The sequence below is a fragment of the Pseudovibrio sp. Alg231-02 genome (assembly GCF_900143565.1).
Taxonomy (GTDB): domain Bacteria; phylum Pseudomonadota; class Alphaproteobacteria; order Rhizobiales; family Stappiaceae; genus Pseudovibrio.
Genome location: NZ_FREX01000007.1, coordinates 82,284 through 104,339 on the forward strand (window position 1 = coordinate 82,284; position 22,056 = coordinate 104,339).

A 22,056-nucleotide genomic window follows, 5' to 3' on the forward strand; every position below is an offset into this window, starting at 1 on the left:
TTGGCCAAAATTAACTGCGCAGACCAATCTCTCCTTCATCTTCTTAGGCGTATGCTCTCAGGGTAACCGGAGCGATGCCCCGGCGATTTGCATAAACACCTTGGCACCACCTGATTCTAAGACGGCTTCTTGATGCATCTACGGACACTAACAGTTTTGGCAGGACTTCTAGCGCTCAGTGGCTGCAATGAGTCCACGCCCCTCCAAAAAACAGCCCCACAAGCAGATATGATTGCAAAGTTGGACGAGCACGCCAAAGGTATCCAGCGCGGCAATCCGGATGCAAGCCTGAGTGTGGCGGTGGTTCGTGAGGGGAAAGTCGAGTTTATCCGTCTCTACGACAAGTCCAGCAGAGGCAAAACTGTGGTTGGGGCGCAAGAACCTATTTTTGAAGTTGCCTCCCTCGGCAAGCCCGTCTTTGCCTATCTGACGCTGAAGCTGGTGGATCTGGATATCCTCTCGCTGGAGCGCCCGCTCTACCAGTACGCCCCGGATCTGTTTGAAGGCTCTGACCCACGCTTGAAGCGCATCACCGCTCGCATGCTGCTCTCTCATACCTCCGGCCTTGCCAACTTTGATGAGAAAGATCCGCTGAAACTGCGGTTTGATCCGGGGACGGAGTTTACCTATTCCGGTTCCGGCTATGCCTTGTTGCAGCAGGTGCTGGAGCGGCGAACGGGACTGAACCTTGAGACGCTGGCGCGCATTCATGTGTTTGAGCCGCTTGGCATGTCGTCCACCAGTTATCTCTGGCAACGCGCCTACGATTATCGCATCCGCTTTGGGTATGATGCAGAGGGGGACCGGATAAAAGAAAAGCGGAAACCCGCCATCGGCAATGCGGCATGGAGCCTGCACACCACGGCTGGAGATTACGCCCGCTTTCTGGTTGCTATGATGGATGAGGCCGCAGAGCCCGAGCTGAAAGAGCGCATGTTGCAAACCCACAAAACTGTGACAGGCAAGATCGGCTGGTCTATTGGGTGGGGCCTTCAGGCCACCAAGCCAAACAGCTCCATCTGGCACTGGGGCAGCAATCCGGGCTATCGCTCCTACACGGTTGGTTATCCGCAGGAGGATATGGGGATTGTGGTGCTTTCCAACAATGAGAAGCTCTTTGAGAAGATTGAACCGCTTATTCTCCATACAATAGGAGGGACACTGCCCTCCTATCATTGGTTCTAACTTACAGGGTCACGCCGTTTCCCGCGCATTGGCAAGGAATGGTGACAGCCGCGCCATGGCTTCGTTGAGCTGCTCATCCGTTTGCGCAAAGCACAGGCGGAACCAACCCGGCTCTCCAACAAGAAATGCATCTCCCGGCGCGAGCCCCACCTTGGCCCGTTCAATCAGCATACGGGCATAAGCGACGGAATCCGTCACGCCCTCCACCTTGAAATAAGCATAAAATGCACTTTCTGGCACCGGACAGGTTACGCCCTCATGGGTGAGCAGGCGCGAGCATACCAGATCGCGTGCGTGCTGGTAGTTCTTTGCCATTTGCGCAACAAACTCCTCGCCCTGCTGAAGTGCAACCACAGCTGCGCGTTGAGAGAACGGCGGGGCACTGGCGATGGAGAACTCGGCTATCTTTTCGACAACAGGCGTCAGGCTTGGTGGCAAGGTGAGCCAGCCTAAACGCCAGCCAGTCATGGCCCACGATTTGGAAAAGGAATTCACCACGATCAAACGATCTTCCGGCTCGGACACCTCAAGAAACGACGGAGCTGCCTTGCCGGAATAAACTGTACGGGCATAAACCTCATCAGAGATCAGCCATGTACCACGTTCGCGCAGAACTTCCATAATCCGCGCAATCTCATGTTTGGTCAGCATAAAGCCCGTCGGGTTGGAAGGTGAGTTGAGCAACACCACCTTTGCGCCCCTGGCGGTTTCCAAAAACCCCTCCACATCCAATGACCACTTGCCGTCCTTCACTTCAAGAGAGTGGGTGACTGTGCGGGCACCTTGCAGCTTGGGAATGGAGAGCAGATTTGGGAAGGCGGGCGTCAGCGTGACAACGGTATCGCCTTCTTCCAGCACACACTGAAAGGCCAGATTGAGCGCGTTGCCGCCGGAGACGGTTACCGCAACACGGTCCACGCCGATGGGCTTGTTGTAAAGCTCGCTCATATAGCCTGAGATCGCCTCTCGCAAATAAGGTCGTCCAAGGCCTTCTGCGTAAAACGTTTCTCCCGCGGACAATGACCGTGCCGCCTCATCACAAATGAATTTGGGGGTAGGGATGTTCGGTTCCCCAAACCACAAAGGAATAAGGCCCTCCACGCTCATGGCAGCATTTGCCAGCTCTCGCGTGATGGATGGAGGAACCTGAATTGCGCGGCTTTCCAGCCCTTGTTTTGCTACACTCGTCAATATGTTGCCCGTCCGCCCGGATTTCAAACAATGATCAACCTCGTGAGCCTTGGGGTCGAAATATGACCCAAAGCACCACCGTCCTGAAGTTTATTCATATATCAGCAAATGGAAATTTCCAGGATAGAGATTTCGTCAAGCGTTTGCGAGGGAAAGAGCCCGTGCAGTGCTCGCACAGGGCGGCGGCATAGCACCACACGGGCCTTCACATACCCGGAATTAGGGTTCCGGGCTCTCGGGAGGAGGTTGCTGAAGCAACAGGAGCGGCCATTGCTTCAACTTCTCACAACACACTGGGGCTATGGCTTTTGGGTATATCTTTGCCTGAAAACCCATCTTTCAGAGATATGCCCGGATCAGCCCCAGGAGCATCAAGTCTCTCTCATCGCATGTGCGATCTGGTCCATCATTGGCTTGATCAGATAAGACAGAACAGACCGGTCTTCTGTCTTGATAAACGCCTCAACCGGCATGCCCGGAATGAGGGATTTGCCGTCCAAACGCTCCAGTTCCTCTTCAGGAATGGCCAGCTCGGCCAGGTAATAGGTGCTGCCTGTGCGCGGGTCCTGCACCAGATCAGGCGAGATGGTTTTCAGCCGCGCCTTGAGTTCCGGGGTGGTGCGCTTGTCAAACGCAGGCAGGCGAATGGTTGCTTCCTGATTGGGGTTGATCTGATCCACATCCACCGGCTGCACTTTAGCTTCCACGATGAGCTGGTCTTCTTCCGGCACGATCTTCATCACCACTTCGCCGCCCATGATGACGCCGCCAATGGTGTGAATGGCCAGATCAAACACCTTGCCGTTTTGAGGAGCACGGATTTCCGTCCGGCGAAGCTCATCCTGCGCTGCAATGCGTCGTTCTTCGAGCTCAGAAATCTGGGCACGGGTCTGTTGCAATTGTTCCAGATTGTTGGAACGCAGTTCCTCATCTGATTGTATGATCATGACCCGGCGTTCGCTGATCGCCTCTCCAGAGCGGGCGATCTGGGCAATTATACCACCAAGCTCGCCTTCCAGAGAGCTGCGCTCACGTTGAAACGCCATGACACGGGACTCGGTCACCAGTTTCTTTTTACGCAAAGATTCCAAGCCACCCAGTTCGGTGTTGATCAGGTCTACTTCGTTCTGTTTTGCATCCCGCTGCAGCTCTAGGCCGTCGATCTGCTTTTCAAACTGACCGATCTGGGTTTCCAGCTGCTCTTTCTTGCTCAGATGATTTTTCTGCCGCGCTTCCATCATGTTGCGCTGGGTTTCTTCAATCATCATCAGATGCGCACGGTGCAAAGGAGATTTCGCCCGTTGCTTGAACGTAATCTCAGTGCGGCCCTGTATCTCAGAGGTTAGCCGGGATTCCTGCGCATAAAGCTCGTCAAGCTGATTGGTCAGCACAGCCAGATTGGAGCGGGTGAGAGTATCATCCAACCGCAGGACAAGTTCTCCGGCCTTCACCGGATCGCCGTTCTTGACGAGGATCTGGTTGACGATACCGCCATCGCGGTGCTGCACGCTCTTGGTGCTGGTTTCAACAACGATGGTTGCCGGCGCAACAACCGCGCCGGAAATTTCCGTCACAACTGTCCAGGTGCCTGCACCGAAGATGAGGAGTGCTGCCAGAGCACCGCCCCATTTGAGATGGCGGGTGATGCTTACGCCGATATCGTAGGAATTGTCGGTATTTCTAGCCATTTAACACCACCTCCTGCGGCTTGCGAAGCGGAGCTATCACCTGCTTCATGATCTTGTCTTTTGCACCAATGGCTTCCGCTTCACCCTCATTCATCACAAGGATCTGATCGACTGCTGACGTCGCTGCCGGACGGTGTGCCACCACGATGACGATGGAACCACGCTCACGCATGTCGTGGATTGCGTTGGTCAACGCTGCTTCGCCTTGCGCATCCAGATTGGAGTTTGGCTCATCCAGCACGATCAGGAAGGGGTTGCCATAAAGCGCACGCGCCAGTGCTATCCGCTGGCGCTGACCACCAGAAAGGCCGTTGCCAGTTGCGCCGATGACGGTGTTGTAGCCTTCCGGCAAGCTCACGATCAGATCGTGTACGTTGGCCATGCGGGCGGCTTCAATCAGCTTGTCGCTGTCTTCATCCGGCTTGAAACGCTGGATGTTCTCGGCGATAGTGCCATCAAAGAGCTGAATGTCCTGTGGCAGATAGCCAATGAAGTCACCACGATCCATCGCGCTCCACTGGTCCAGTTCTGCGCCGTCAAAACGGATCGAGCCCTTCAGCGGATTGGTGATGCCGACCATCGCTCTCGTCAGCGTCGACTTACCTGACCCGGAATGCCCGATAATACCCAGACCATCGCCAGCTTTCAGTTCCAGAGAAACGTTTTTGACGAAGGCTTCTTTGGCTGCGATTGGTCCGCAGGACAAGCCTTCAACAACAACCGACTCCTGCGGGAACGGAATGGACACCCGTTCCTTTGGCTTTGCCTGTGAGGCGAAGATTTCCTGAAGCCGCGAAATGCCAACTCTGGCGGCAACAAACCCACGCCAGTTGACGATTGCCATCTCAACCGGAGCCAGTGCACGGGCCGTCATAATGGAGGACGCGATCATCACGCCTGCAGAGACTTCCTGCTGAATAACCAGCCACGCCCCAAGGGCAAGAATACCGGACTGCAGCATGAACCGCAGGGTCTTGATCATGGTGGTGAAGATGTTGGACCGGTCAGAGGCTGCCCGCTGGCGACCAAGGAAGACATCATTGTTATCCTCCCACCGGTCACGCAAGTGGTCGATCATGCCCATGGCCTCAATGCTCTCGGCATTGCGGCGGCACGCTTCAATCAATGTAGTCCGCTTGTTGGCTTCAACAGCTGTGTTTGCAGCCGGGCGACGAGAGGACAACTCGTTCAGCGCAATCAAGGCACAGATGAACAAGGCGCCAATGAGAGCCGTGGTGCCCAAAAGCGGGTGAAACAGAAACACGATGCCCAAGTAGAGCGGCATCCATGGCATATCGAAGATCGCGGAAGGACCGGAGCCGGACAGGAACTGCCGGATGGAGTCCAGATCGCCGACAGGTCTGGAGCGTTCGCCCTCAGCGCCCATAACCAACGGGACACGGGTCGATGTTTCAAAGGCCAGACCGGTGAGCTGCTCATCCACGTGTTGACCAACACGCAGCAACAGCCGGTTCCGCAGACCATCCAGAATTCCGTAGAAGATATAAAGCACAGCCACAAACAGGCTGAGAACAACAAGCGTTGGCACAGAGCTGCTGGACAAAACGCGATCATAGATCTGCAGCATGAACAAAGGGCCAGTCAGCATAAGCAGGTTGATTAACATGCTGATGCCACCAATGCCCCAAAACGCCCGATAGAGTTTGCGAAAGGCGTTGGAAATGTAGGATGTGTGCTCTTGTAACGGCTTACCCAAAATACCCTCCAGCTTGTTGTTTTTATGCTGGGTTGGTTCGGGCGCCACACCCAAGCTCGTGGCGCCCGAACCGTTCTGATTACATCAACATGTCATCAGAACCGTAGTCTGCATTGCCTTCCAGCACTGGTGCATCTGCTGCAGCAACTTCTACAGTTTCAGATGCAGGGTTGAGAGCGTCATAAACGTCCTTTACCCCTTCAGCGATGTTGGTGATGACGCTGACAACGGCCGTAACTGGGTTTGATGTTGCAACCCCCACGGCTATGTCCACGACAACGTCAACAACAGTGTCGACCACAGCTTCAAATACGCCTGCGATCTTCTGACCAAGCTCATGCTGACCAAATGCATCGGAGACGGTTTCAATCACTGCGCTAACAGCTTTGGTTACGACGTTTGCGATTGCTTTGAATGGATTCCACCAGCCCATGTCTTTATCCCTTTCAGACAAAAGTTAGATAAGTTTCACCGCTCCCGAAGCGCACTCCGAGGTACAGTGATGTTAAATTGTTGGTGTGATACCGCTGGCAAGAGGTCCTTCAGATGGCTACACGTTACGTGTTGGCTTCAAAGGGTCCCAATCCAAGTCGGTTCTCTATTTCGAAGAAGTCCCTGGACGCACCCGAACACTGCTAATGCCGCATTCAGAATGCAAGTCTACACTACGAATATATGTCATAGCCTAGCCTCCCAGCTTCGCTAAATGCTCACAATGAGCATGCCTCATAGCGACAAACGTTTTGAGTAACGTTTAGTGTCACCCAACCAACTTCAGTTACCTGAAGTCCTAATCAAATCCCCTATGCATAACTTGCATTAATCTCATCATACCACTTTGAGTACACATTACAGATACGATGCAATCCGCCAGTTACACATCCCCGTTTTGGGAGGTGACCTGATCTGAGTTCAATATTTGGCCGCAATTAGGGCGGAAATGTGGCGAACAATTTTATACTTTTAGATCTAGAATAAATGTTATCCAAATGTTTAGTGCAAATACAACTCTAGGTATTATTGAAATATCAGTATTTTTATACTTAGGGTATATTAAATTTATCTTACATAAAAATTTATCGATAAAAAGTACCTTACGTTTGAGTAAGTTACCTCGCATGACGTGATGCATGTCACACTCATACGTCTGTCAACACAAAAAATATGAGGGTGACACTCATTTTATAGTGAAAATATATCACCAAGGTGCCGTTTAGGTCATATATTTACCTTAAAAGTGACCACACAACGGCAAATCAGGGCAATCAAAGTGGATAATAGTGTCAGTTGAAGAGGACAAATCCGGAAATTTAGAAATGAGGAATCCAGCGTCTGTGCGCACTTAATGGTTTAATCAAACTAAGCCGATGAACCTCAGATTGCTTACTCTAAGTAAATACCCCGACCTACTTTCGTAGATCGGGGCATTAAGAGATCGGCACTTACGGCAGATGGTTCAGAGGCGCTAACCTCCGGGCCTGCTACGGATGTTCTCAGGCAGCCATGTGGCGATCTCAGGGAACGCGATCAGAACAAAGACCATCGCGACCATGATCAGGAACATCGGGAACGCTGCCCGCGCAATGAACCCCATCTGATAGTTGGTCATCCCTTGCAGCACGAACAGGTTAAACCCGATCGGCGGCGTGATCTGCGCCATCTCAACCACCACCACGATGAAGATACCAAACCAGATCAGGTCAATGCCCGCCTGACGGATCATAGGCTCCACCACAGCCATGGTCAGCACCACAGAAGAAATGCCATCCAGGAACATGCCGAGGATCACATAGAACACCAGCAGCACCATCAGCAGCTCAAAGCGGCTGAGCTCCAGCGTTGCGATCATGTCAGCCAAACCGCGCGGCAGACCTGTAAAGCCCATGGAGAGAGACAGGAATGCAGCACCGGCAAGGATCAGTGCAATCATGGAGGAGGTATAGGTCGCCCCCATCAAACTGCTCGTGAAACTTTTCCAGGACAGTGAGCCCTGAGAAGCTGCAAGGATCAGACTTCCAATCACACCAAAGGCAGCAGCTTCTGTCGCCGTTGCGTAGCCCAGATACATGGAGCCAATCACAACGAGGATCAGCAGGATCACAGGCAGCAGGAAGCGGGTGTTCTTCACCTTCTCAGCAAAGCTCATCTCAGGTTCCGCTTTCGGATCCCATTTAGAAGAGACTTTAGAGGTGATCGCCACATAGGCCATGAACATGCCAGCCAGCACGATGCCCGGCATAATGCCTGCAAAGAACAGCTTGGAGATACTCTCGTTAATGGTCACGCCATAAACGATCAGCGTCAGGGACGGCGGGATCATCAGACCCAGCGTTGCTGCACCAGCCAGCGTGCCAATGATCATCTTTTCGGGATAATCACGTTTACGCAGCTCGGGGATAGACATCTTGCCAACGGTGGTCAATGTCGCGGCAGAAGAACCAGAGACCGCTGCAAAGACTGTACAGCCCACAATATTAGTGTGAACCAGACCACCTGGAAGGCGGGCCATCCAAGGGGCAAGGCCGCGGAACATATCTTCCGATAATCGGGTTCGATACAGGATTTCACCCATCCAGATGAACAGCGGCAGCGCCGTCAGTGTCCAGGAGGAGGATGCCGACCAGATGGTCGTCAACATCACGTCGCCAACAGGGCGGGTGGTGAACAGTTCCATGCCAACCCATGCCACACCCATAAGTGCCAGACCGACCCAGACGCCGGTGCCAAGCAAGGTGAACATGACAAACAGGAACAGAATGATAATGCTTATATTTTCCATTGCTCTTATTCTCCGGCAACTGCTTCTTCAAGTTCAGGCGCAATACGGTGCTTGCCAGTGAATATGAGTTGAAGGAGGTGATCTGTGAGAGCAATCGCAAGGATCAAGGCACCAAGGAACATAAAGCCCTGTGGGATCCAAAGCGGTGTACGGTCCTGTCCCTGACTGATGTCATTGAATTTGTGGGACCAGTAAACGAAACGGTAGGCGTAGTACACAAAGTACCAGATCGTGGCGGAGCCAATGGCAAAACACCAGATTTCCAGAATGCGCTGTGCGGTCTTGCCCAGCATTTGGTGCAGGATGGATACGCGAATATGGATGCCCTTGTTCAAGGCATTGGCAAATGCAAGGAAACTGGCGGCGGCCATGGCATAGCCTGCATATTCTGCGGCGCCCGGAAAGACCTCTCCCGTCCAACGTGCCAGCATCTGCACGACAATCAGTCCGAGGATGGCAATCAGACAAAGCGCGGAAAGAACTCCAGCTGTCTTGTAGATCCCATCCAGCCCTAAGCGCAGTGCGCGTGTCAGCTTCATTGTTCTCCCCCTCGAAAAAAGAAAAGCCGGAGTTCCAAAAGGTTCTCCGGCTTTTGCGTGCTTATTTCATTGCTTTGAAGGTGCTGACAACAGCCTTGCCATCGTCACCAGCAGCTTCAAGCCATTCTGCGGTCATGGTTGCACCAATTTCCTGCAGGTCAGCTTTCATCTGGTCACTACCCTTTTCAACCTTCATGCCGCCTTCACGCAGGCCATCAAGGGTGAAGTTTGTGTAGTCGATGGAACGCTTGAGGCCAGCTGCTTCCGCCGTTGCCGCACAGCCCTGAATGATGCCTTTGTTCTTTTCAGAAACACCAGACCACACATCAGAGTTTACAAGCATGTAGTTGCGTGGCAGCCATGCATCCACTTCGTAGAAGTAGTTGAGGCTTTCCCAAACTTTACGATCGTAACCAGTTGCACCGGAGGAGACCATGGAGTCAGCAACACCGGTTGCAAACGCCTGAGAGATTTCAGCAGCTTCAATGGAAACTGGCAGCATGCCTGTCAGCTCAGCAAGACGCGCAGTTGCGGTGTTGTAAGAGCGGAACTTGATGCCTTCCATGTCAGCAACAGAGTTGACTGCATTTTTAAAGTACAGACCCTGTGGAGGCCATGGCACAGAATACAGCAGGGTCAGGTTCTGTTCGCCAAGAACCTTTTCAAGCGCTGGCTTTGCAGCAGTCCAAAGCTTTGCCGCATCATCAAAAGATGTTGCGAGGAATGGAACGGAATCCACACCGAACAAGGCATTTTCGTTCTGGTGACCGGAAAGCAGACGCTCACCGATTGGCACCTGACCGGTCTGAACTGCGCGCTTGATGTCGCCGCCCTTAAACAGGGAGCCGCCCGGGTGAGTGGTTACTTCGATTTCACCGCCAGTGCCAGACGTAATACAAGCTGCAAATTCAGCGCCCGTTACTGAATGGAAGTTGGACCCTGAGTATGCCATTGGCAGGTCCCACTTTTCCGCAGAAGCAGCAGTTGCCCCCAACGCCATAGCGGAAACACTCAAGGTAACCAGTAGACTAGACTTCTTCATATGTTCTCTCCTCCAAGAAAATTAGTGATGCCCTCAATTAAATCTTTGCGGATCGTAAGGGCTTATATCGTTATTGGGGCGTTTACCGCTGATCAGATCAGAGACCAGCCGCCCGGTTTTTGGACCGCCCGTCAGGCCGATGTGGTGGTGCCCAAACGCTGCATAAACACCGCTTTTGCCCACTTCACCGATGAGGGGGAGACTGTCCGATGGCGCAGGGCGGAAGCCCAACCATTCTTCTTCGCTTGATGCTTCCAGATGCGGGAAGCTCTCGCGAACTTTTTTCCTTAGTAGAGCCAGAGGAGTTTTGGAAGCGCCAGCTTCCAGCCCGCCAAACTCAACAACACCCGCACAGCGCAATCCCTGTGCCATTGGTGTTGCCACGAACTTGCCGGAGGCGACCATGATTGGCTGGCTCGGCTGCTCGCTCGGGTTCTTGAATAAAATATGGTAACCGCGCTCAGCTTCCAGCGGCACGTTGATGCCAAGCTTATTCATCAAAGGCTTGGACCAGACGCCAGTTGCCAGAACGGCACGATCACACTCAAAACGTCCTCTGTCAGTCATGACGGCTGAAATCGAGCCGCCCGACAGATCGAAATCCTTCACTTCGGCCTGCACAAACGTGCCGCCCATCTCTTTGAAAATCTGCACCAGATCCCGAACATATGCACCCGGGTCCTGAATAAACCCGTGATCACGCATCAACGCCAGCAACTTGATGTTTTTGGCAAGGATTGGCTCCATCTCGTGAACGGCGTCACCTTCAATCAATTCCGGCACAAACCCGGCTTTGCGGCGCAGTTCCCAGGTGTATGCGTCTGCTTCAAAGGCGGCTCTGTCGTTGTAGGCAAAGCTGTAGGTGCTTTCCTGCAGCCACTTTGCAGCGCTGGTTCCATCCACCAATGCATGGTGCTGGTCCACGCTGTCACCAACAATCGGCGTCAGCCCCTGCGCAATGCGGCGGGTTTCCTTATCCGTTGCGTGCGACAGATAACGTGCCAGCCAGCCCGCCAGCTTCGGCAGGTAGCTCCAACGCAGGAACAGCGGAAAGTTTGGATCCAGCAGAAGCTTTGGGCCTTTCAGGATCAAACCCGGCGCTGTGACTGGCGCCACAGAGCAGCTGGCCAGAACACATGCATTGCCAAAGGATGCGCCCATGCCGGGCTCACCCTTGTCGATGAGGGTCACATCATGACCCTCACGCTTCAACCATAAAGCTGCTGATACACCAACGATCCCTGCACCGATGACGACGACATTATTTTTATTCATGCAGCCCCCAGCACCGCACTCTTGGAAATCGCATAGTGCTCAACTTTCTCCAGATCCGGCCGGCCTCCCAAGCCTGCCGTTTGCGGAACGATCACATCGCCGCCTCTGGTTTCAAATGGCGTTTCCATAAGGTCTTCTACTAGGAAGTATTTTGCCTGATAAAACTCACAAGCTAAAGTGATTTCTGGCGTTGCAGCAATCATATGCGTTCCGGCAAGGTGGGCGAGGCCGGATTCAAACATGTCGCCGCCATAGGCACTCATACCAGCGGTTGCGGCCATGCGGGCTACAGTTTGGGCCCGAGTCAAGCCTCCACTCTTCATTATTTTGACTGAAACACCGTCAGCTATCCCCATGTTAATCGCGGTCAGCATATCCTCTGGCCCAAAGATGCTTTCGTCCGCAAGAAGCGGCACATCGATGGAATTTCGGATAGTTGCCATAAGTTCCCGAAGGTTATGCGCAACCGGCTGTTCGATAAAATCTGGTTGAAAACTCGCGATATCGCGAACGCACCCTAGGGCACTATCGTGGTGCAGACCCTGATTGTAGTCCACACGAATGGAAAACTCAGGATAGCTCATGCGTAGGCGCTCCATACGCATCATATCAAACTCATGACCTTTGAAGCCTGTTTTGAGCTTGATGATGCGTACGCCATCCTCTTTCAAACGTTCCATCAATGCCAAATCACGATCGAAATCAGGATCAGCAATAGAACAGGAAAGAGGGATCGTATCGCGGCATTTGCCACCCAGCAGCGCCCAGACAGGCAAATCAGAGATTCGGCCCTGCAGGTCGAGCAGTGCTGTTTCCAGAGCTGCTTTCGCCTCGGTACAATGAGCAACCGCCTTTTGGGCGTCCTTCATGATCATGGCGCGTTCACCAATGGTGCGGCCAACAACAAGCGGACGGATGTAGCGGTCGAGCGCCGCAAAGGTGGCTTCTGCTGATCCTGTAAAGACGGACCACGGCGAGGCTTCCCCCCAACCGGTTTCGCCCCCCTCCGCCGTTAAGCGGAGGATGACAATATCAACGGCGTGTTCAACAGAACCAATGCCATGGTCGCGGCGGGCGTTCACTGGCAGCTGTACGTGCCAGACATCCATCCCGGTGATTTTCTGTTCAGCGTTCATGGCTCTTATCCCATCCAGCGACGTACAGGTGCGTTTGCTTCTTCAAGAGGCTGCGTCACAACATCAATCAGCGTTGGGCCGTCATGTTCAATTGCCTCTTTGAGTACACGCTCCAGATCATCAGGATTTTCAACGCGCCAACTCTTCACACCATAAGCAGCGGCAACAGCGGCCTGATCAGTGCGGTTAAAGTCTACATTGTAGTAGCGCGCATCTGTGTCTGCATACTGGCTTGCCTTGATCCAGCCGTAGCTGGAATTTGAGAACACGATGTACGTTATTGGTGCACGGGAACGGCACACAGTCTCCAGCTCACCACAGGTAAAGCCGAAGGAGCCATCACCCATCATGGCAACCACTTTGCTGGTTGGACGGCCATACCATGCACCCAGCGCAGCAGAGAGTGAGTAACCCAATGCGCCATGTGCGCGGTTGGTGATGAAGTAACGACCAGACTGCGGCAGCTGGTAATAAGCAGAGAAGTACGGGCAGGAAGTGCCTGGATCAGAGATCACTGTGGCATCAACCGGCAACACCTTCATCATAGCGTCAATCACGCGTTCAGGACGGATCGGTGCTTCACCGCTTTGGGCCAGCTTGTTGAAGATCTCAAACTTGCGTTTCTTGATGTCTGCAACAGCAGCTGCGCCGCCGAAAGTGTCAGCGCCCTGATCGCGTTTGTCGAGAACAGCGTTGACCTGCGCAAGAGACAGCTTGAGGTCACCAACGACGCCAACTTCCACTTCGTAGTTCGCACCGATCACCATCGGGTCGTTGTCGAAGTGAACCACACGGGTTTTGGCAGATGGCGCTTCCCAGCGGGAGGTGGTGGTGGAGCCGGCACGAGCCCCCATGAACACCACAAGGTCCGCATTGGCCATGGCTTCCCATGTCTCGTCCGTTCCGCCATTGGACCCGACTACACCGACACAGTTTGGATGGGTTTCAGCCAGTGAACCCTGACCGGAGATAGACGTTGCAACCGGAATATCGAGACGGGATGCCAGACGCTCCAGTTCTTCCATAGCACCAGCAATCACAACACCGCCGCCGCACACAATAAGCGGTTTCTTCGCAGAAAGGATCGCATCAACCGCAGCTTCAGCAGCACCTGGAGCAGGGGCCTGAGGGTAAGCCGGATATGACGTCAGCTGCTGATCTGCCCAGATGTCAGAGGCATCCACCGCATCATACTGAATGTCGTAAGGCAGGCCGAGATGAGCAGCACCGGAGCGACCGGTTGTCATGGCACGGAAGGCTTTACGAACCATCCGCGGAATGTGGTCAGCGCGCTTGATCACGGTGTTCCACTTGGTCAGCGGACGCATCAGCGCTTCCTGATCCACTTCAGTCAATGGGTACTTGCCGTAGGACCCAACAGAAATGTCTGTCGTAATGCCAAGCACAGCATAAGAGCTTTCAGAGGCTTCGATCAGACCCGGCAAAATGTAGGTCGCGCCACCACCAGACGGCCCCTCACACACACCCGGACGTCCGGTCACTCGTGAATACGCATCGGCCATGTAAGTGGCGCAGCGCTCATCACGGGTCAAAACGTGGGTCATCTTGTGATCAAGCTTATACATCGCGTCATAAAACGGCAGTGTTGTATCGCCGCAAAGACCGAAAATGTGCTGGACGCCCTGCGCCTCCAGCATTTTTACCATGGCTTCTGCACCATTCATCTTATTCGTCACAGTGTCACCTATCAGACCCGTCCCACCCGTTAAGCAGGCAATTTACTAAACCCGAAGAATGCAGAATCGATTGCACTCAAAATTGTATACAGCACAATATTCAATATTGAGCGCAGGTCAAATGGAATGTACAGTTCACCTATGACATGGTAAGTGCTGAGCCGATTTTTGGGGCCTGCAACGGCAGGATTGAGAGCGATTTTGGAATGACAAAAGCTGATAGCAACGTGGACCGCATCTACGAAAAACTACGGAAAATGGCGGCCGATTTTGAATTTAAGCCGGATGCCCGTATCAACGAGAGCGCATTATCCACAGAGTTGGGCGCAAGCCGCACACCCTTGCGCGAGGCATTGAATCGTCTCGTGGCAGAAGGCTTCCTCACATTCCAGAGTGGCCGCGGCTTCTTTTGCCGCCCTTTGAGCCCGAAACTTATTCTTGATCTGTATGAAGCGCGTGTCGCCATTGAAACGGAGATTGTCCGCCTTGTTTGTCGCCGGGCCAGCGAGGAAGACCTTCAGGATCTTATGGGGTTCCTGAAATCCACGGAGCCGGACTACGACAGCAGCGACGACCCGATGGAGCTTTTGAGCATGGATGAGGCCTATCACATGCGCATCGCCGCCCTGTCTCAAAGCAACGAGCTGGTCCGCATTCTGGAAAACCTGAATGACCGCGTGCGTTACATCCGTCTTGTCGACTTGAAATACCTACGCGGCAAGACACCTGTTTCTACGCAGGAGGAAGCTCAGCTTTCGGCCCACCGTGTGGTGCTGACCGCCCTGATCAACCGGGATGAAGACAAAGCCGTTTCCACCATGCGTCACCATATTGAACGACGCCGCGATGAAGCAACAGAGGCGGTGCGCATCGCCTATTCGCAGCTCTACGTTCCAGCAGATTAACGCGAGTACCAAAAGCAAAGCAGGTCGCAGGTCCCCAACACTTAACCTGCTTTGCCCCCCAATTTTATAGAAGAGGTTTTGAATTATGTCCGTTGAGTATGGAGGCAAGACCGTATTTGGTGCCTCAGTCGGCATTCTCATGCTGGAAACCAAGTTCCCGCGTATTTACGGCGACATCGGCAATGCCCAGACATGGCCGTTTCCAGTGCATTATCGCGTGGTCCGCGGTGCGACCCCAAACAAGGTGGTGCGCAATGATCCCCGTGAGCTGGTGGATCTGTTTGTTGAAGCTGGTCGCGATCTGGTGCGGACCGGCTGTGACGGCATCACCACCAACTGCGGTTTTTTGGCTCTCATTCAGGACGAGGTGAAGGAAGCGCTTGGCGTGCCCGTCGCAACCTCTTCCTTGATGCAGATCCCAAGCGTGCAACAGCTTTTGCCGAAGAACAAGCGCGTCGGCGTCATCACCATTTCCAAAGAAACACTGACTAAAGAGCACCTGAAAGCGGCAGGCGCAGCGGAAGATACGGTGATTGTGGGCACAGATGGCCTGCGTAACTTCACCCGAGAGGTGCTGGATGACTATGACGCCATCAACTTTGAAGATGCCCGTCTGGATCTGTTGGACGCTGCCGCAGAATTGGTGACCAAAAACGAAGGCATTGGTGCGATCGTGCTGGAGTGCACCAATATGGTGCCCTATGCCAACGACATCCGCAAACTCACCGGATTGCCCGTCTATTCCATCTACACGTTCGTGAACTGGTTCCAATCCGGTCTGGTTCCGCGTAAGTTCCCGCTGGAACTGGATGACCCGCGTTTGAATTTAGCGACTTACGGAAATTAATCGATGTCGAAGCCTAGTCAGATTGAACAGATAAACACAAACGGCCTCGTTTTGCTTGGCTGCGGAAAGATGGGCTCAGCCATGCTGAAGGGCTGGCTGGAAGCAGGCGTTCTGCCTTCCAGCACAACTGTGATTGATCCTTATCCATCTGACTGGCTGAGGTCACTGGAAGATCACGGCCTAAGCCTGAACAAGCAACTGCCAGCAGCTCCCGCAGTATGCATTCTGGCTGTGAAGCCACAGATGATGGGCGATGCAACCCCTCAAGTTGTGGCGTTAGGCGGTGGCAGCACCGTTTTCATTTCTGTTGCAGCGGGCACAAACCTGACCACACTTCTTTCTCTGGTGGGTGAGGGCAGCCCGATCATCCGCGCCATGCCAAACACACCGGCAGCTATTGGACGCGGCATCACCGCGCTCATTCCAAACAGCCATTGCTCTGAAGATAATCTGGCTATGGCACAGGAACTGCTCGCCGCTGTCGGGCAGACCGTCGTGCTGGAGAACGAAAGCCAAATGGATGCTGTGACAGCAGTCTCCGGCTCTGGACCAGCCTATGTGTTCCACCTGATCGAGTGCCTCGCCAAAGCAGGCGCAGAGCAAGGGCTGCCGGAAGAACTGGCGATGCAACTGGCTAAAGCCACCGTTGGCGGAGCAGGTCAGCTGGCAGAAGATGCCAGCGACGACCCTACCCAGCTGCGCATCAATGTGACATCTCCAAACGGCACCACAGCCGCGGCGCTTGATGTGCTTATGAACGAAGAGGACGGCATGCCGCCACTCCTTTCGCGCGCTGTTGCTGCTGCCAAAAAACGCAGTGAAGAGCTGGCCTAACCTCCTGCGTCATCACAAGATTTGAAAACCCCGCCTTCCATCAGGACGGCGGGGTTTTCTTTTGCTCTGACACACTCTCAAGACTTTGGGCTTGACCAATTTCAATTATTATATAACCATAAGGTTATGCAACAACTAAACCAGACACTCCAACCAGAAAACCTTGATGCCGTGTTTGCAGCACTGGCCGATCCTACGCGCCGTGCAATCCTGACCCGGCTCGCCAATGGAGACGCATCGGTCAACGAGCTGGCTGAGCCATTTTGCATGAGCCAGCCTGCCGTCTCAAAGCATCTGAAGGTTCTGGAACGGGCAGGGCTGGTTGAACGCGCCATAGACAAGCAACGCCGCCCGGCACGGCTCAAAGCCGAGCCCATGCGTGAGGCGGTTAAATGGCTGGAAGAGTTTAGCAAGTTCTGGTCATCCAGCTTCGATCAGCTGGATGATCTTCTGGAGGAATTGAAGAAATCCGAGAGTTGTGGAGGGAATTGGAATGAGTGAACTACCAACCTATGTACTGGAACGCACCTTTAACGCCTCGCGCGAGCTGGTTTGGCGTACATGGACCGAGCCGGATCTTATTTCGCGCTGGTACGGCCCTAACGTGGAAAGCATCGTCCACCAGCTGGACGTCAAACAAGGCGGCCTTTGGCTGCATGAGATGAAGTGGGGAGACAATTCCAACTTCCAACGCGTTGAATATACAGAGGTCTCGAAACCTTCAAAACTGGTATGGCTGCATGCAACCTCTGACGCTGACTGGAATGTGATAGCCAGCCCGATGATGCAGGACTGGCCTCGTGTATTGCTGACGACCGTTACCTTCGAGCAAGACGGCGACCAGACCAAAATGCGCCTCACATGGGTTCCCCATGACGCCACAGAGGCCGAGATCGCCTGCTTCGAGGCAGCCATCGGCGGCATGAACCAAGGCTGGAATGCCGGTATGGGCCTACTGGAAGAACTGCTCGCCGAGCTTCAGGCAAGTTTGGCGACGTAAGTTGTAGTGGAGACCTCTCCTCAGCCCCGACCTCTCCCTTGGAGGCGGGGTTTTTTCTTGCGCGGATTGTCGCATTCTCCCCCTCAGGCAACAGCTTATGCGCAGAAATGTGCCCTATCGGAAATAATATAAGTATTTGCTCTCATTATATTTTTGCATATTACCGAGCGGAATAGTTCAAAATTTAATTTGTTATTAGTAAGTGCACCATACCCCTAAAACTAACAGTGGTATTCTCAGAAAATACCCGCAGCGGAAAATAAGAATAGCAACGGGGCACTTATGCACTTTTCCGGAATTAACCTGACCACCAAAATAGCTTCAACCGTTTCATTTGCCATTGTCGTAACAATCGGTGTTCTTGTGCTGGCCGCAGACCTGTTACTCTGGGGTACGCTGAGCGATGAGGTGGACAAACGTCACAATATCAATCTTCGCATCGCGGCTGCACAGTTCCAGCAGGAACTCCCATCAGCAACCGTGAAGCTGGATCACAATTCTAATGTTGCCAAAATCATCACAAATGATCCTCTGAGCTTTTCAGGGAACGATCTTGTTGACCAGATTGGGCATCTGACTGGCGAGACCGCAACTGTTTTTGTGTGGGATGACGCGACCCAGGATTACTGGCGCAAAACCACCAACATCAAAAACAAGAAGGGCGAACGCGCCGTCGATACACCACTCGGCAAGACTGGCAGTGTTTATCCAATTATCAAGTCCGGCAAGACCTTCCGCGGTGAAGCCGACATCCTCGGCATGGCCTATTACACCCTGTACCAACCAATCTTTGACAGCAACAATCGCGTGATTGGTATTCTTTATGTAGGCGTTGAAAAATCCCACATTGAAGCGCAGGTTGATAACGTCACCTGGAACCTGCTTTACGCTGCGCTTGGACTGGGGCTTGTTCTTGTTCTGATGGCCTACTTCGGCTTCAAGTTCATGCTGAAGCCGATTCCTGTGATGACAAAGGCCCTTCGTGATTTGTCCGAGAACAAGATGGACATCCAAATTGCGTATTCCACCCGCTCAGATGAGATTGGCGAAATGGCGCAAGCGATCGAAGTTCTGCGCCAGAACAACGTAGAGCGTATTCGCCTGCAAGAGCAAAGCGATGAGGAATCCGGTGCCCGCGAGGAACGTCAGAGCCGCATCGAGAACCTGTTGAGCCAGTTTGGTGCCGAAGTCACGCAAGCACTGCAGAGTGTGGATCAGCGTTCTGCGGAAATGGAACACACCGCCACCCGCCTGACCGGCATTGCAGAGGATTCTGCTCTGCGTTCCAACACCGCTCGTGATGCCTCCGAAGAAGCCTCAGCCAATGTGCAGACGGTTGCGACCGCAGCTGAAGAGCTGAGCGCCTCCATTGAAGAGATCAGCCGCCAGTTGGGTGAGACCAACCGTGTGGTGGGTGCCGCAACCAGTGGCGCAGAAGAAAGCAGCCAAAAGGTTCAGGCGCTTGACAGTGCTGCGCAAAAGATCGGCGAAGTCGTCAACCTCATCCGCGATATTGCGGAGCAGACCAACCTGCTGGCGCTCAACGCAACCATTGAAGCAGCACGTGCTGGTGAGATGGGCAAAGGCTTTGCAGTTGTGGCCTCCGAGGTTAAGGAGCTGGCAACCCAGACCTCCAAGGCAACCGAGGAAATCTCTGCGCAGATCTCAGGCATCCAGAACTCCTCCAAGGAAACCGTGGAAGCCATTGTTGGCATCAGCGACACCATGAGCGAAGTGAACAAACACGCCACCTCCATCGCCAATGCCGTTGAACAGCAGGGATCCGCGACCATGGAAATCAGCGAGAACGTTCAGATGGCAGCACAGGGTACTCGCAGCGCAGCACACAACGTGAGCGAAGTGTCTGTGAAAGTGACGGAAACGCAGGAAGCGGCTTCTCAGGTGCTTGACGCATCGCAGGCAGTTGCATCCAACGCAGCGCTACTGCGCAAAACCATCAACTCCTTTATGGATGATATTCGTGCCGCCTAAGCACTATGCCTCTTAGGAGCGAAATGACTTGAAGAGGCCCTGCATTCCATTGGTGATGCAGGGCCTTTTACATTCAAACGAAATGATCATCGCCCGTTCACTCGCCTGTTTTTACAAGTGAGGCACTGATAGACCAGCTGGAGAACACATGAAAAACCTCAAATCAAAACTCCAGCTTATAGCCTGTATGTTGCTTGCGAGCGTGGGCTTATTACTGACGAGCGGTCATTTCACTGCGGCCTTAGCGTCTGATCAGGACCTGATTCTCATTGCTGCGCCATCAATTGCTGATACCTACGATGATCCCGAGTATGCAGCGCTGTTTCAGGATATCGTGGATTTCGACATCGCCTACGCAAATGCTGTTTATGGCAACGACGAGGTGCGGATCGTTGTAGATGCACAGACTCGGTCTTACTTCAAAGGCAAGGTGCCGGACGAAGTTCTTATCAATGACTATCTCCCGCACATTTGGGCGCGGGATTACACCGTCATCAACCCAGACAAACCGGTTCAGTTCCGTTATACTCCTGTCACCTTTGAAGGTGATCAGGCGGTCGCAGATGAAATGCAGGGCGGCTTCAATGCCTTTGCCAATGCGAAGGGGCTGACGTTTGCTCAAACCGACTACCTGTTGGATGGCGGTAATATCGTTGATAACCACGCAGGCCGGGTGATCACCACAACGCGCTTTCTGGAAGACAATGACCTGTCCTATGAAGACGGTAAGGCAGTTTTGAAGGAGCTGCTGAACGCTAAGGAAGTTGCAATCTTGCCTCCCGATGAAGAGGTGATGGCTCACAGCGATGGCATGGTGATGTTTGCGGAAGACAACACCATCATCCTCAACCGCTATGACGCCCCCATGAGGACCGAGATCACCGAGGAACTGGAGGCATCTTTTCCTGGCATCAAGATTGTTGAAGTGGACGCTATGTGGGATGAAGACGATCTGTCCAGCGCCTGCGGGGTCAACGTCAACGCGACGATGACCAGCCAATTCATCTACATGCCGCATTTTGGCGACCAGAACAGCGATGATGTGCTAGAGACCATCCAAGCCAACACCAGCAAGACGGTTATTCCGGTACCAGCCAACAAAGTGTGTAAGCTGGGCGGCTCAGTGCGTTGCCTCACCCTTCAGCTGAAAGGCAAAGCAGCGCAGGCAATTCTGAAAGATTAGGTCAGCCAACACGGGTCACTGCTCTGCTGCACTCAGAAAATCTGGTTGATTGCATCCAGAAGGCCCAGTGTCGCTGTTAGCAGCAAAAAACCACCCAAGCCCGGCACGATCCAGTTGAACACCTTGCTTTCATCAAAGACCTGAAGCGAGATCTGCCCCAGAAAGCCGTAGGCTAAAAAGCAGATCAGAGCGATCAGCCCAATGGGCAGAAAAACAGAGCTCAACGCCCCAACGCTTGCTACAATTTCGCTGTTAACGAACTGCGGAAACAAAGCCACAAAAAACAGGATCGCTTTTGGGTTGAAGAAGGCAATCAGAAAACCTGTCTGAAATCCCTCTGTCGCTTTGGAAAGCTGTTTTTCCGGTCCTGCAGTATCCAACCGAAAACTGCTGCCGTGGCGGATAAAGATGTAGCCGATATAGGCGATATACAGCGCTCCAACCGCCTGCACTGTGAGCAGAACCCGAGGCTCCAGCGACACCACGGAGCGGAAGGCAAAAAAGGCAATCAGGGCTTGCCCTAAAGAGGCGGTGACATTCCCCAGTGCGGGCGGAACAACACCGTTCACGCCCCCCCGGGCGCCCTCAGCAAATGCAAGCGCCATGCTGGGACCGGGGATGATCGACACAGAGAAAATAGCTATGCAATACAAGATGAGTTGGTCTGCACTCATTTAAATTCTTTCAATAACATTCTGGCGATTGCTCGCGGTGTTGTCGTGACTGATCATACCTGTTTGAATCGCCTTTCCAATTTTAAAACCTTCATGGATGTAGTCATCAATAACTTTCTGGCCTTCTCCCTTTTTCAGGAGCCTGACAATATGGCCCATGAACACGTCCCCCAAAATGGAAAGACACTACTCATGTTCACCCTCAATAATCAGGGCTTCATCGACTAAATCTTGTAATGTCGAAATCTGAGCAGCATCCACGTCTCCTGCGTCGAGCATGGCTTGGAGACGGTCTTTTTTCAAGCCTTCATAGAACAGCGGAAGGGAGGCTTAGATTATCCTTATCTACTCTTGCCCGAATAATACTCTTTT

Annotated in this window: 20 protein-coding genes; 8 read left to right on the forward strand and 12 right to left on the reverse strand. The window is 53.3% G+C overall.

Annotated features, from left to right (window positions below; translation table 11 throughout):
- Positions 1–228: 228 nt before the first annotated feature.
- The gene (locus DHN43_RS18035) at positions 229–1,185 is read left to right on the forward strand and encodes a serine hydrolase domain-containing protein (protein ID WP_208995483.1); all 957 of its coding nucleotides are present in this window, start codon (positions 229–231) and stop codon (positions 1,183–1,185) included.
- Between the two features lie 9 nt (positions 1,186–1,194).
- Here the strand turns inward: DHN43_RS18035 and DHN43_RS18040 are convergent, their stop codons facing one another.
- The 10 genes from DHN43_RS18040 to DHN43_RS18085 all read right to left on the reverse strand — a co-directional run bounded on the left by DHN43_RS18040 (position 1,195) and on the right by DHN43_RS18085 (position 14,249).
- Positions 1,195–2,376 carry a pyridoxal phosphate-dependent aminotransferase gene (locus DHN43_RS18040; protein WP_108819542.1) on the reverse strand — a complete coding sequence of 394 codons (1,182 nt, stop codon included), beginning with the start codon at positions 2,374–2,376 and terminating at the stop codon, positions 1,195–1,197.
- A gap of 371 nt (positions 2,377–2,747) precedes the next feature.
- Complete coding sequence (locus DHN43_RS18045) at positions 2,748–4,064, reverse strand: HlyD family type I secretion periplasmic adaptor subunit (RefSeq protein ID WP_108819543.1); 1,317 nt, start codon at positions 4,062–4,064, stop codon at positions 2,748–2,750.
- Positions 4,057–5,829 (reverse strand): type I secretion system permease/ATPase, encoded by a 1,773-nt coding sequence (locus DHN43_RS18050; protein WP_108819717.1) that lies wholly within the window; start codon positions 5,827–5,829, stop codon positions 4,057–4,059. The genes DHN43_RS18045 and DHN43_RS18050 overlap by 8 nt, the downstream gene beginning before the upstream one ends.
- A gap of 31 nt (positions 5,830–5,860) precedes the next feature.
- On the reverse strand, positions 5,861–6,214 hold the full coding sequence (locus DHN43_RS18055; protein ID WP_057461372.1) for a hypothetical protein: 354 nt from the start codon (positions 6,212–6,214) through the stop codon (positions 5,861–5,863).
- Positions 6,215–7,246: 1,032 nt separating this feature from the next.
- The gene (locus DHN43_RS18060) at positions 7,247–8,560 is read right to left on the reverse strand and encodes a TRAP transporter large permease (RefSeq protein ID WP_057461373.1); all 1,314 of its coding nucleotides are present in this window, start codon (positions 8,558–8,560) and stop codon (positions 7,247–7,249) included.
- 5 nt (positions 8,561–8,565) lie between these two features.
- Positions 8,566–9,099, reverse strand: a complete 534-nt coding sequence (locus tag DHN43_RS18065) for a TRAP transporter small permease (protein ID WP_057461374.1) — start codon at positions 9,097–9,099, stop codon at positions 8,566–8,568.
- Between the two features lie 61 nt (positions 9,100–9,160).
- Positions 9,161–10,141 (reverse strand): TRAP transporter substrate-binding protein, encoded by a 981-nt coding sequence (locus tag DHN43_RS18070; RefSeq protein ID WP_063287563.1) that lies wholly within the window; start codon positions 10,139–10,141, stop codon positions 9,161–9,163.
- Between the two features lie 33 nt (positions 10,142–10,174).
- Positions 10,175–11,416: an NAD(P)/FAD-dependent oxidoreductase gene (locus DHN43_RS18075; RefSeq protein WP_063287562.1), complete on the reverse strand. Its 1,242-nt coding sequence runs from the start codon at positions 11,414–11,416 to the stop codon at positions 10,175–10,177.
- A complete protein-coding gene (locus tag DHN43_RS18080; RefSeq protein ID WP_063287561.1) occupies positions 11,413–12,552 on the reverse strand; it encodes an enolase C-terminal domain-like protein in 1,140 nt (379 codons plus the stop codon). The genes DHN43_RS18075 and DHN43_RS18080 overlap by 4 nt, the downstream gene beginning before the upstream one ends.
- Positions 12,553–12,557: 5 nt before the next feature.
- Entirely contained in the window at positions 12,558–14,249 is a 1,692-nt protein-coding gene (locus DHN43_RS18085; RefSeq protein WP_063297104.1) for a thiamine pyrophosphate-binding protein, read from the reverse strand.
- A gap of 206 nt (positions 14,250–14,455) precedes the next feature.
- Between DHN43_RS18085 and DHN43_RS18090 the strand changes: the two genes are divergently transcribed.
- From DHN43_RS18090 to DHN43_RS18120, 7 genes are all read left to right on the forward strand, one after another.
- Positions 14,456–15,154, forward strand: coding sequence for a GntR family transcriptional regulator (locus DHN43_RS18090; protein WP_063303110.1), 699 nt, complete (start codon positions 14,456–14,458; stop codon positions 15,152–15,154).
- Positions 15,155–15,239: 85 nt separating this feature from the next.
- The gene (locus tag DHN43_RS18095; RefSeq protein WP_108819544.1) at positions 15,240–16,001 is read left to right on the forward strand and encodes an aspartate/glutamate racemase family protein; all 762 of its coding nucleotides are present in this window, start codon (positions 15,240–15,242) and stop codon (positions 15,999–16,001) included.
- 3 nt (positions 16,002–16,004) lie between these two features.
- On the forward strand, positions 16,005–16,835 hold the full coding sequence (gene proC, locus DHN43_RS18100; protein WP_063306952.1) for a pyrroline-5-carboxylate reductase: 831 nt from the start codon (positions 16,005–16,007) through the stop codon (positions 16,833–16,835).
- Positions 16,836–16,961: 126 nt separating this feature from the next.
- The gene (locus DHN43_RS18105) at positions 16,962–17,336 is read left to right on the forward strand and encodes an ArsR/SmtB family transcription factor (RefSeq protein WP_108819545.1); all 375 of its coding nucleotides are present in this window, start codon (positions 16,962–16,964) and stop codon (positions 17,334–17,336) included.
- Positions 17,329–17,835, forward strand: a complete 507-nt coding sequence (locus tag DHN43_RS18110; protein ID WP_108819546.1) for an SRPBCC family protein — start codon at positions 17,329–17,331, stop codon at positions 17,833–17,835. The genes DHN43_RS18105 and DHN43_RS18110 overlap by 8 nt, the downstream gene beginning before the upstream one ends.
- Before the next feature lie 282 nt (positions 17,836–18,117).
- Positions 18,118–19,827: a methyl-accepting chemotaxis protein gene (locus DHN43_RS18115; protein ID WP_108819547.1), complete on the forward strand. Its 1,710-nt coding sequence runs from the start codon at positions 18,118–18,120 to the stop codon at positions 19,825–19,827.
- A gap of 148 nt (positions 19,828–19,975) precedes the next feature.
- The gene (locus tag DHN43_RS18120) at positions 19,976–21,010 is read left to right on the forward strand and encodes an agmatine deiminase family protein (RefSeq protein WP_108819548.1); all 1,035 of its coding nucleotides are present in this window, start codon (positions 19,976–19,978) and stop codon (positions 21,008–21,010) included.
- Positions 21,011–21,042: 32 nt separating this feature from the next.
- Here DHN43_RS18120 and DHN43_RS18125 read toward each other — a convergent pair whose 3' ends face one another.
- Entirely contained in the window at positions 21,043–21,684 is a 642-nt protein-coding gene (locus DHN43_RS18125; protein ID WP_063287552.1) for a LysE family translocator, read from the reverse strand.
- Positions 21,685–21,843, reverse strand: coding sequence for a hypothetical protein (locus DHN43_RS27090; protein ID WP_159096924.1), 159 nt, complete (start codon positions 21,841–21,843; stop codon positions 21,685–21,687).
- Positions 21,844–22,056 lie beyond the last annotated feature (213 nt).

What these genes read in the sequence shown, in the direction of transcription:
- DHN43_RS18035 (WP_208995483.1), top strand. Translation starts at nt 229, where the DNA reads ATGATTGCAAAGTTGGACGAGCACGCCAAAGGTATCCAGCGCGGCAAT.
- DHN43_RS18045 (WP_108819543.1), bottom strand. Translation starts at nt 4,064, where the DNA reads ATGGCTAGAAATACCGACAATTCCTACGATATCGGCGTAAGCATCACC.
- DHN43_RS18055 (WP_057461372.1), bottom strand. Translation starts at nt 6,214, where the DNA reads ATGGGCTGGTGGAATCCATTCAAAGCAATCGCAAACGTCGTAACCAAA.
- DHN43_RS18060 (WP_057461373.1), bottom strand. Translation starts at nt 8,560, where the DNA reads ATGGAAAATATAAGCATTATCATTCTGTTCCTGTTTGTCATGTTCACC.
- DHN43_RS18065 (WP_057461374.1), bottom strand. Translation starts at nt 9,099, where the DNA reads ATGAAGCTGACACGCGCACTGCGCTTAGGGCTGGATGGGATCTACAAG.
- DHN43_RS18070 (WP_063287563.1), bottom strand. Translation starts at nt 10,141, where the DNA reads ATGAAGAAGTCTAGTCTACTGGTTACCTTGAGTGTTTCCGCTATGGCG.
- DHN43_RS18075 (WP_063287562.1), bottom strand. Translation starts at nt 11,416, where the DNA reads ATGAATAAAAATAATGTCGTCGTCATCGGTGCAGGGATCGTTGGTGTA.
- DHN43_RS18080 (WP_063287561.1), bottom strand. Translation starts at nt 12,552, where the DNA reads ATGAACGCTGAACAGAAAATCACCGGGATGGATGTCTGGCACGTACAG.
- DHN43_RS18090 (WP_063303110.1), top strand. Translation starts at nt 14,456, where the DNA reads ATGACAAAAGCTGATAGCAACGTGGACCGCATCTACGAAAAACTACGG.
- DHN43_RS18095 (WP_108819544.1), top strand. Translation starts at nt 15,240, where the DNA reads ATGTCCGTTGAGTATGGAGGCAAGACCGTATTTGGTGCCTCAGTCGGC.
- proC (WP_063306952.1), top strand. Translation starts at nt 16,005, where the DNA reads ATGTCGAAGCCTAGTCAGATTGAACAGATAAACACAAACGGCCTCGTT.
- DHN43_RS18105 (WP_108819545.1), top strand. Translation starts at nt 16,962, where the DNA reads ATGCAACAACTAAACCAGACACTCCAACCAGAAAACCTTGATGCCGTG.
- DHN43_RS18110 (WP_108819546.1), top strand. Translation starts at nt 17,329, where the DNA reads ATGAGTGAACTACCAACCTATGTACTGGAACGCACCTTTAACGCCTCG.
- DHN43_RS18115 (WP_108819547.1), top strand. Translation starts at nt 18,118, where the DNA reads ATGCACTTTTCCGGAATTAACCTGACCACCAAAATAGCTTCAACCGTT.
- DHN43_RS18120 (WP_108819548.1), top strand. Translation starts at nt 19,976, where the DNA reads ATGAAAAACCTCAAATCAAAACTCCAGCTTATAGCCTGTATGTTGCTT.
- DHN43_RS18125 (WP_063287552.1), bottom strand. Translation starts at nt 21,684, where the DNA reads ATGAGTGCAGACCAACTCATCTTGTATTGCATAGCTATTTTCTCTGTG.
- DHN43_RS27090 (WP_159096924.1), bottom strand. Translation starts at nt 21,843, where the DNA reads ATGGGCCATATTGTCAGGCTCCTGAAAAAGGGAGAAGGCCAGAAAGTT.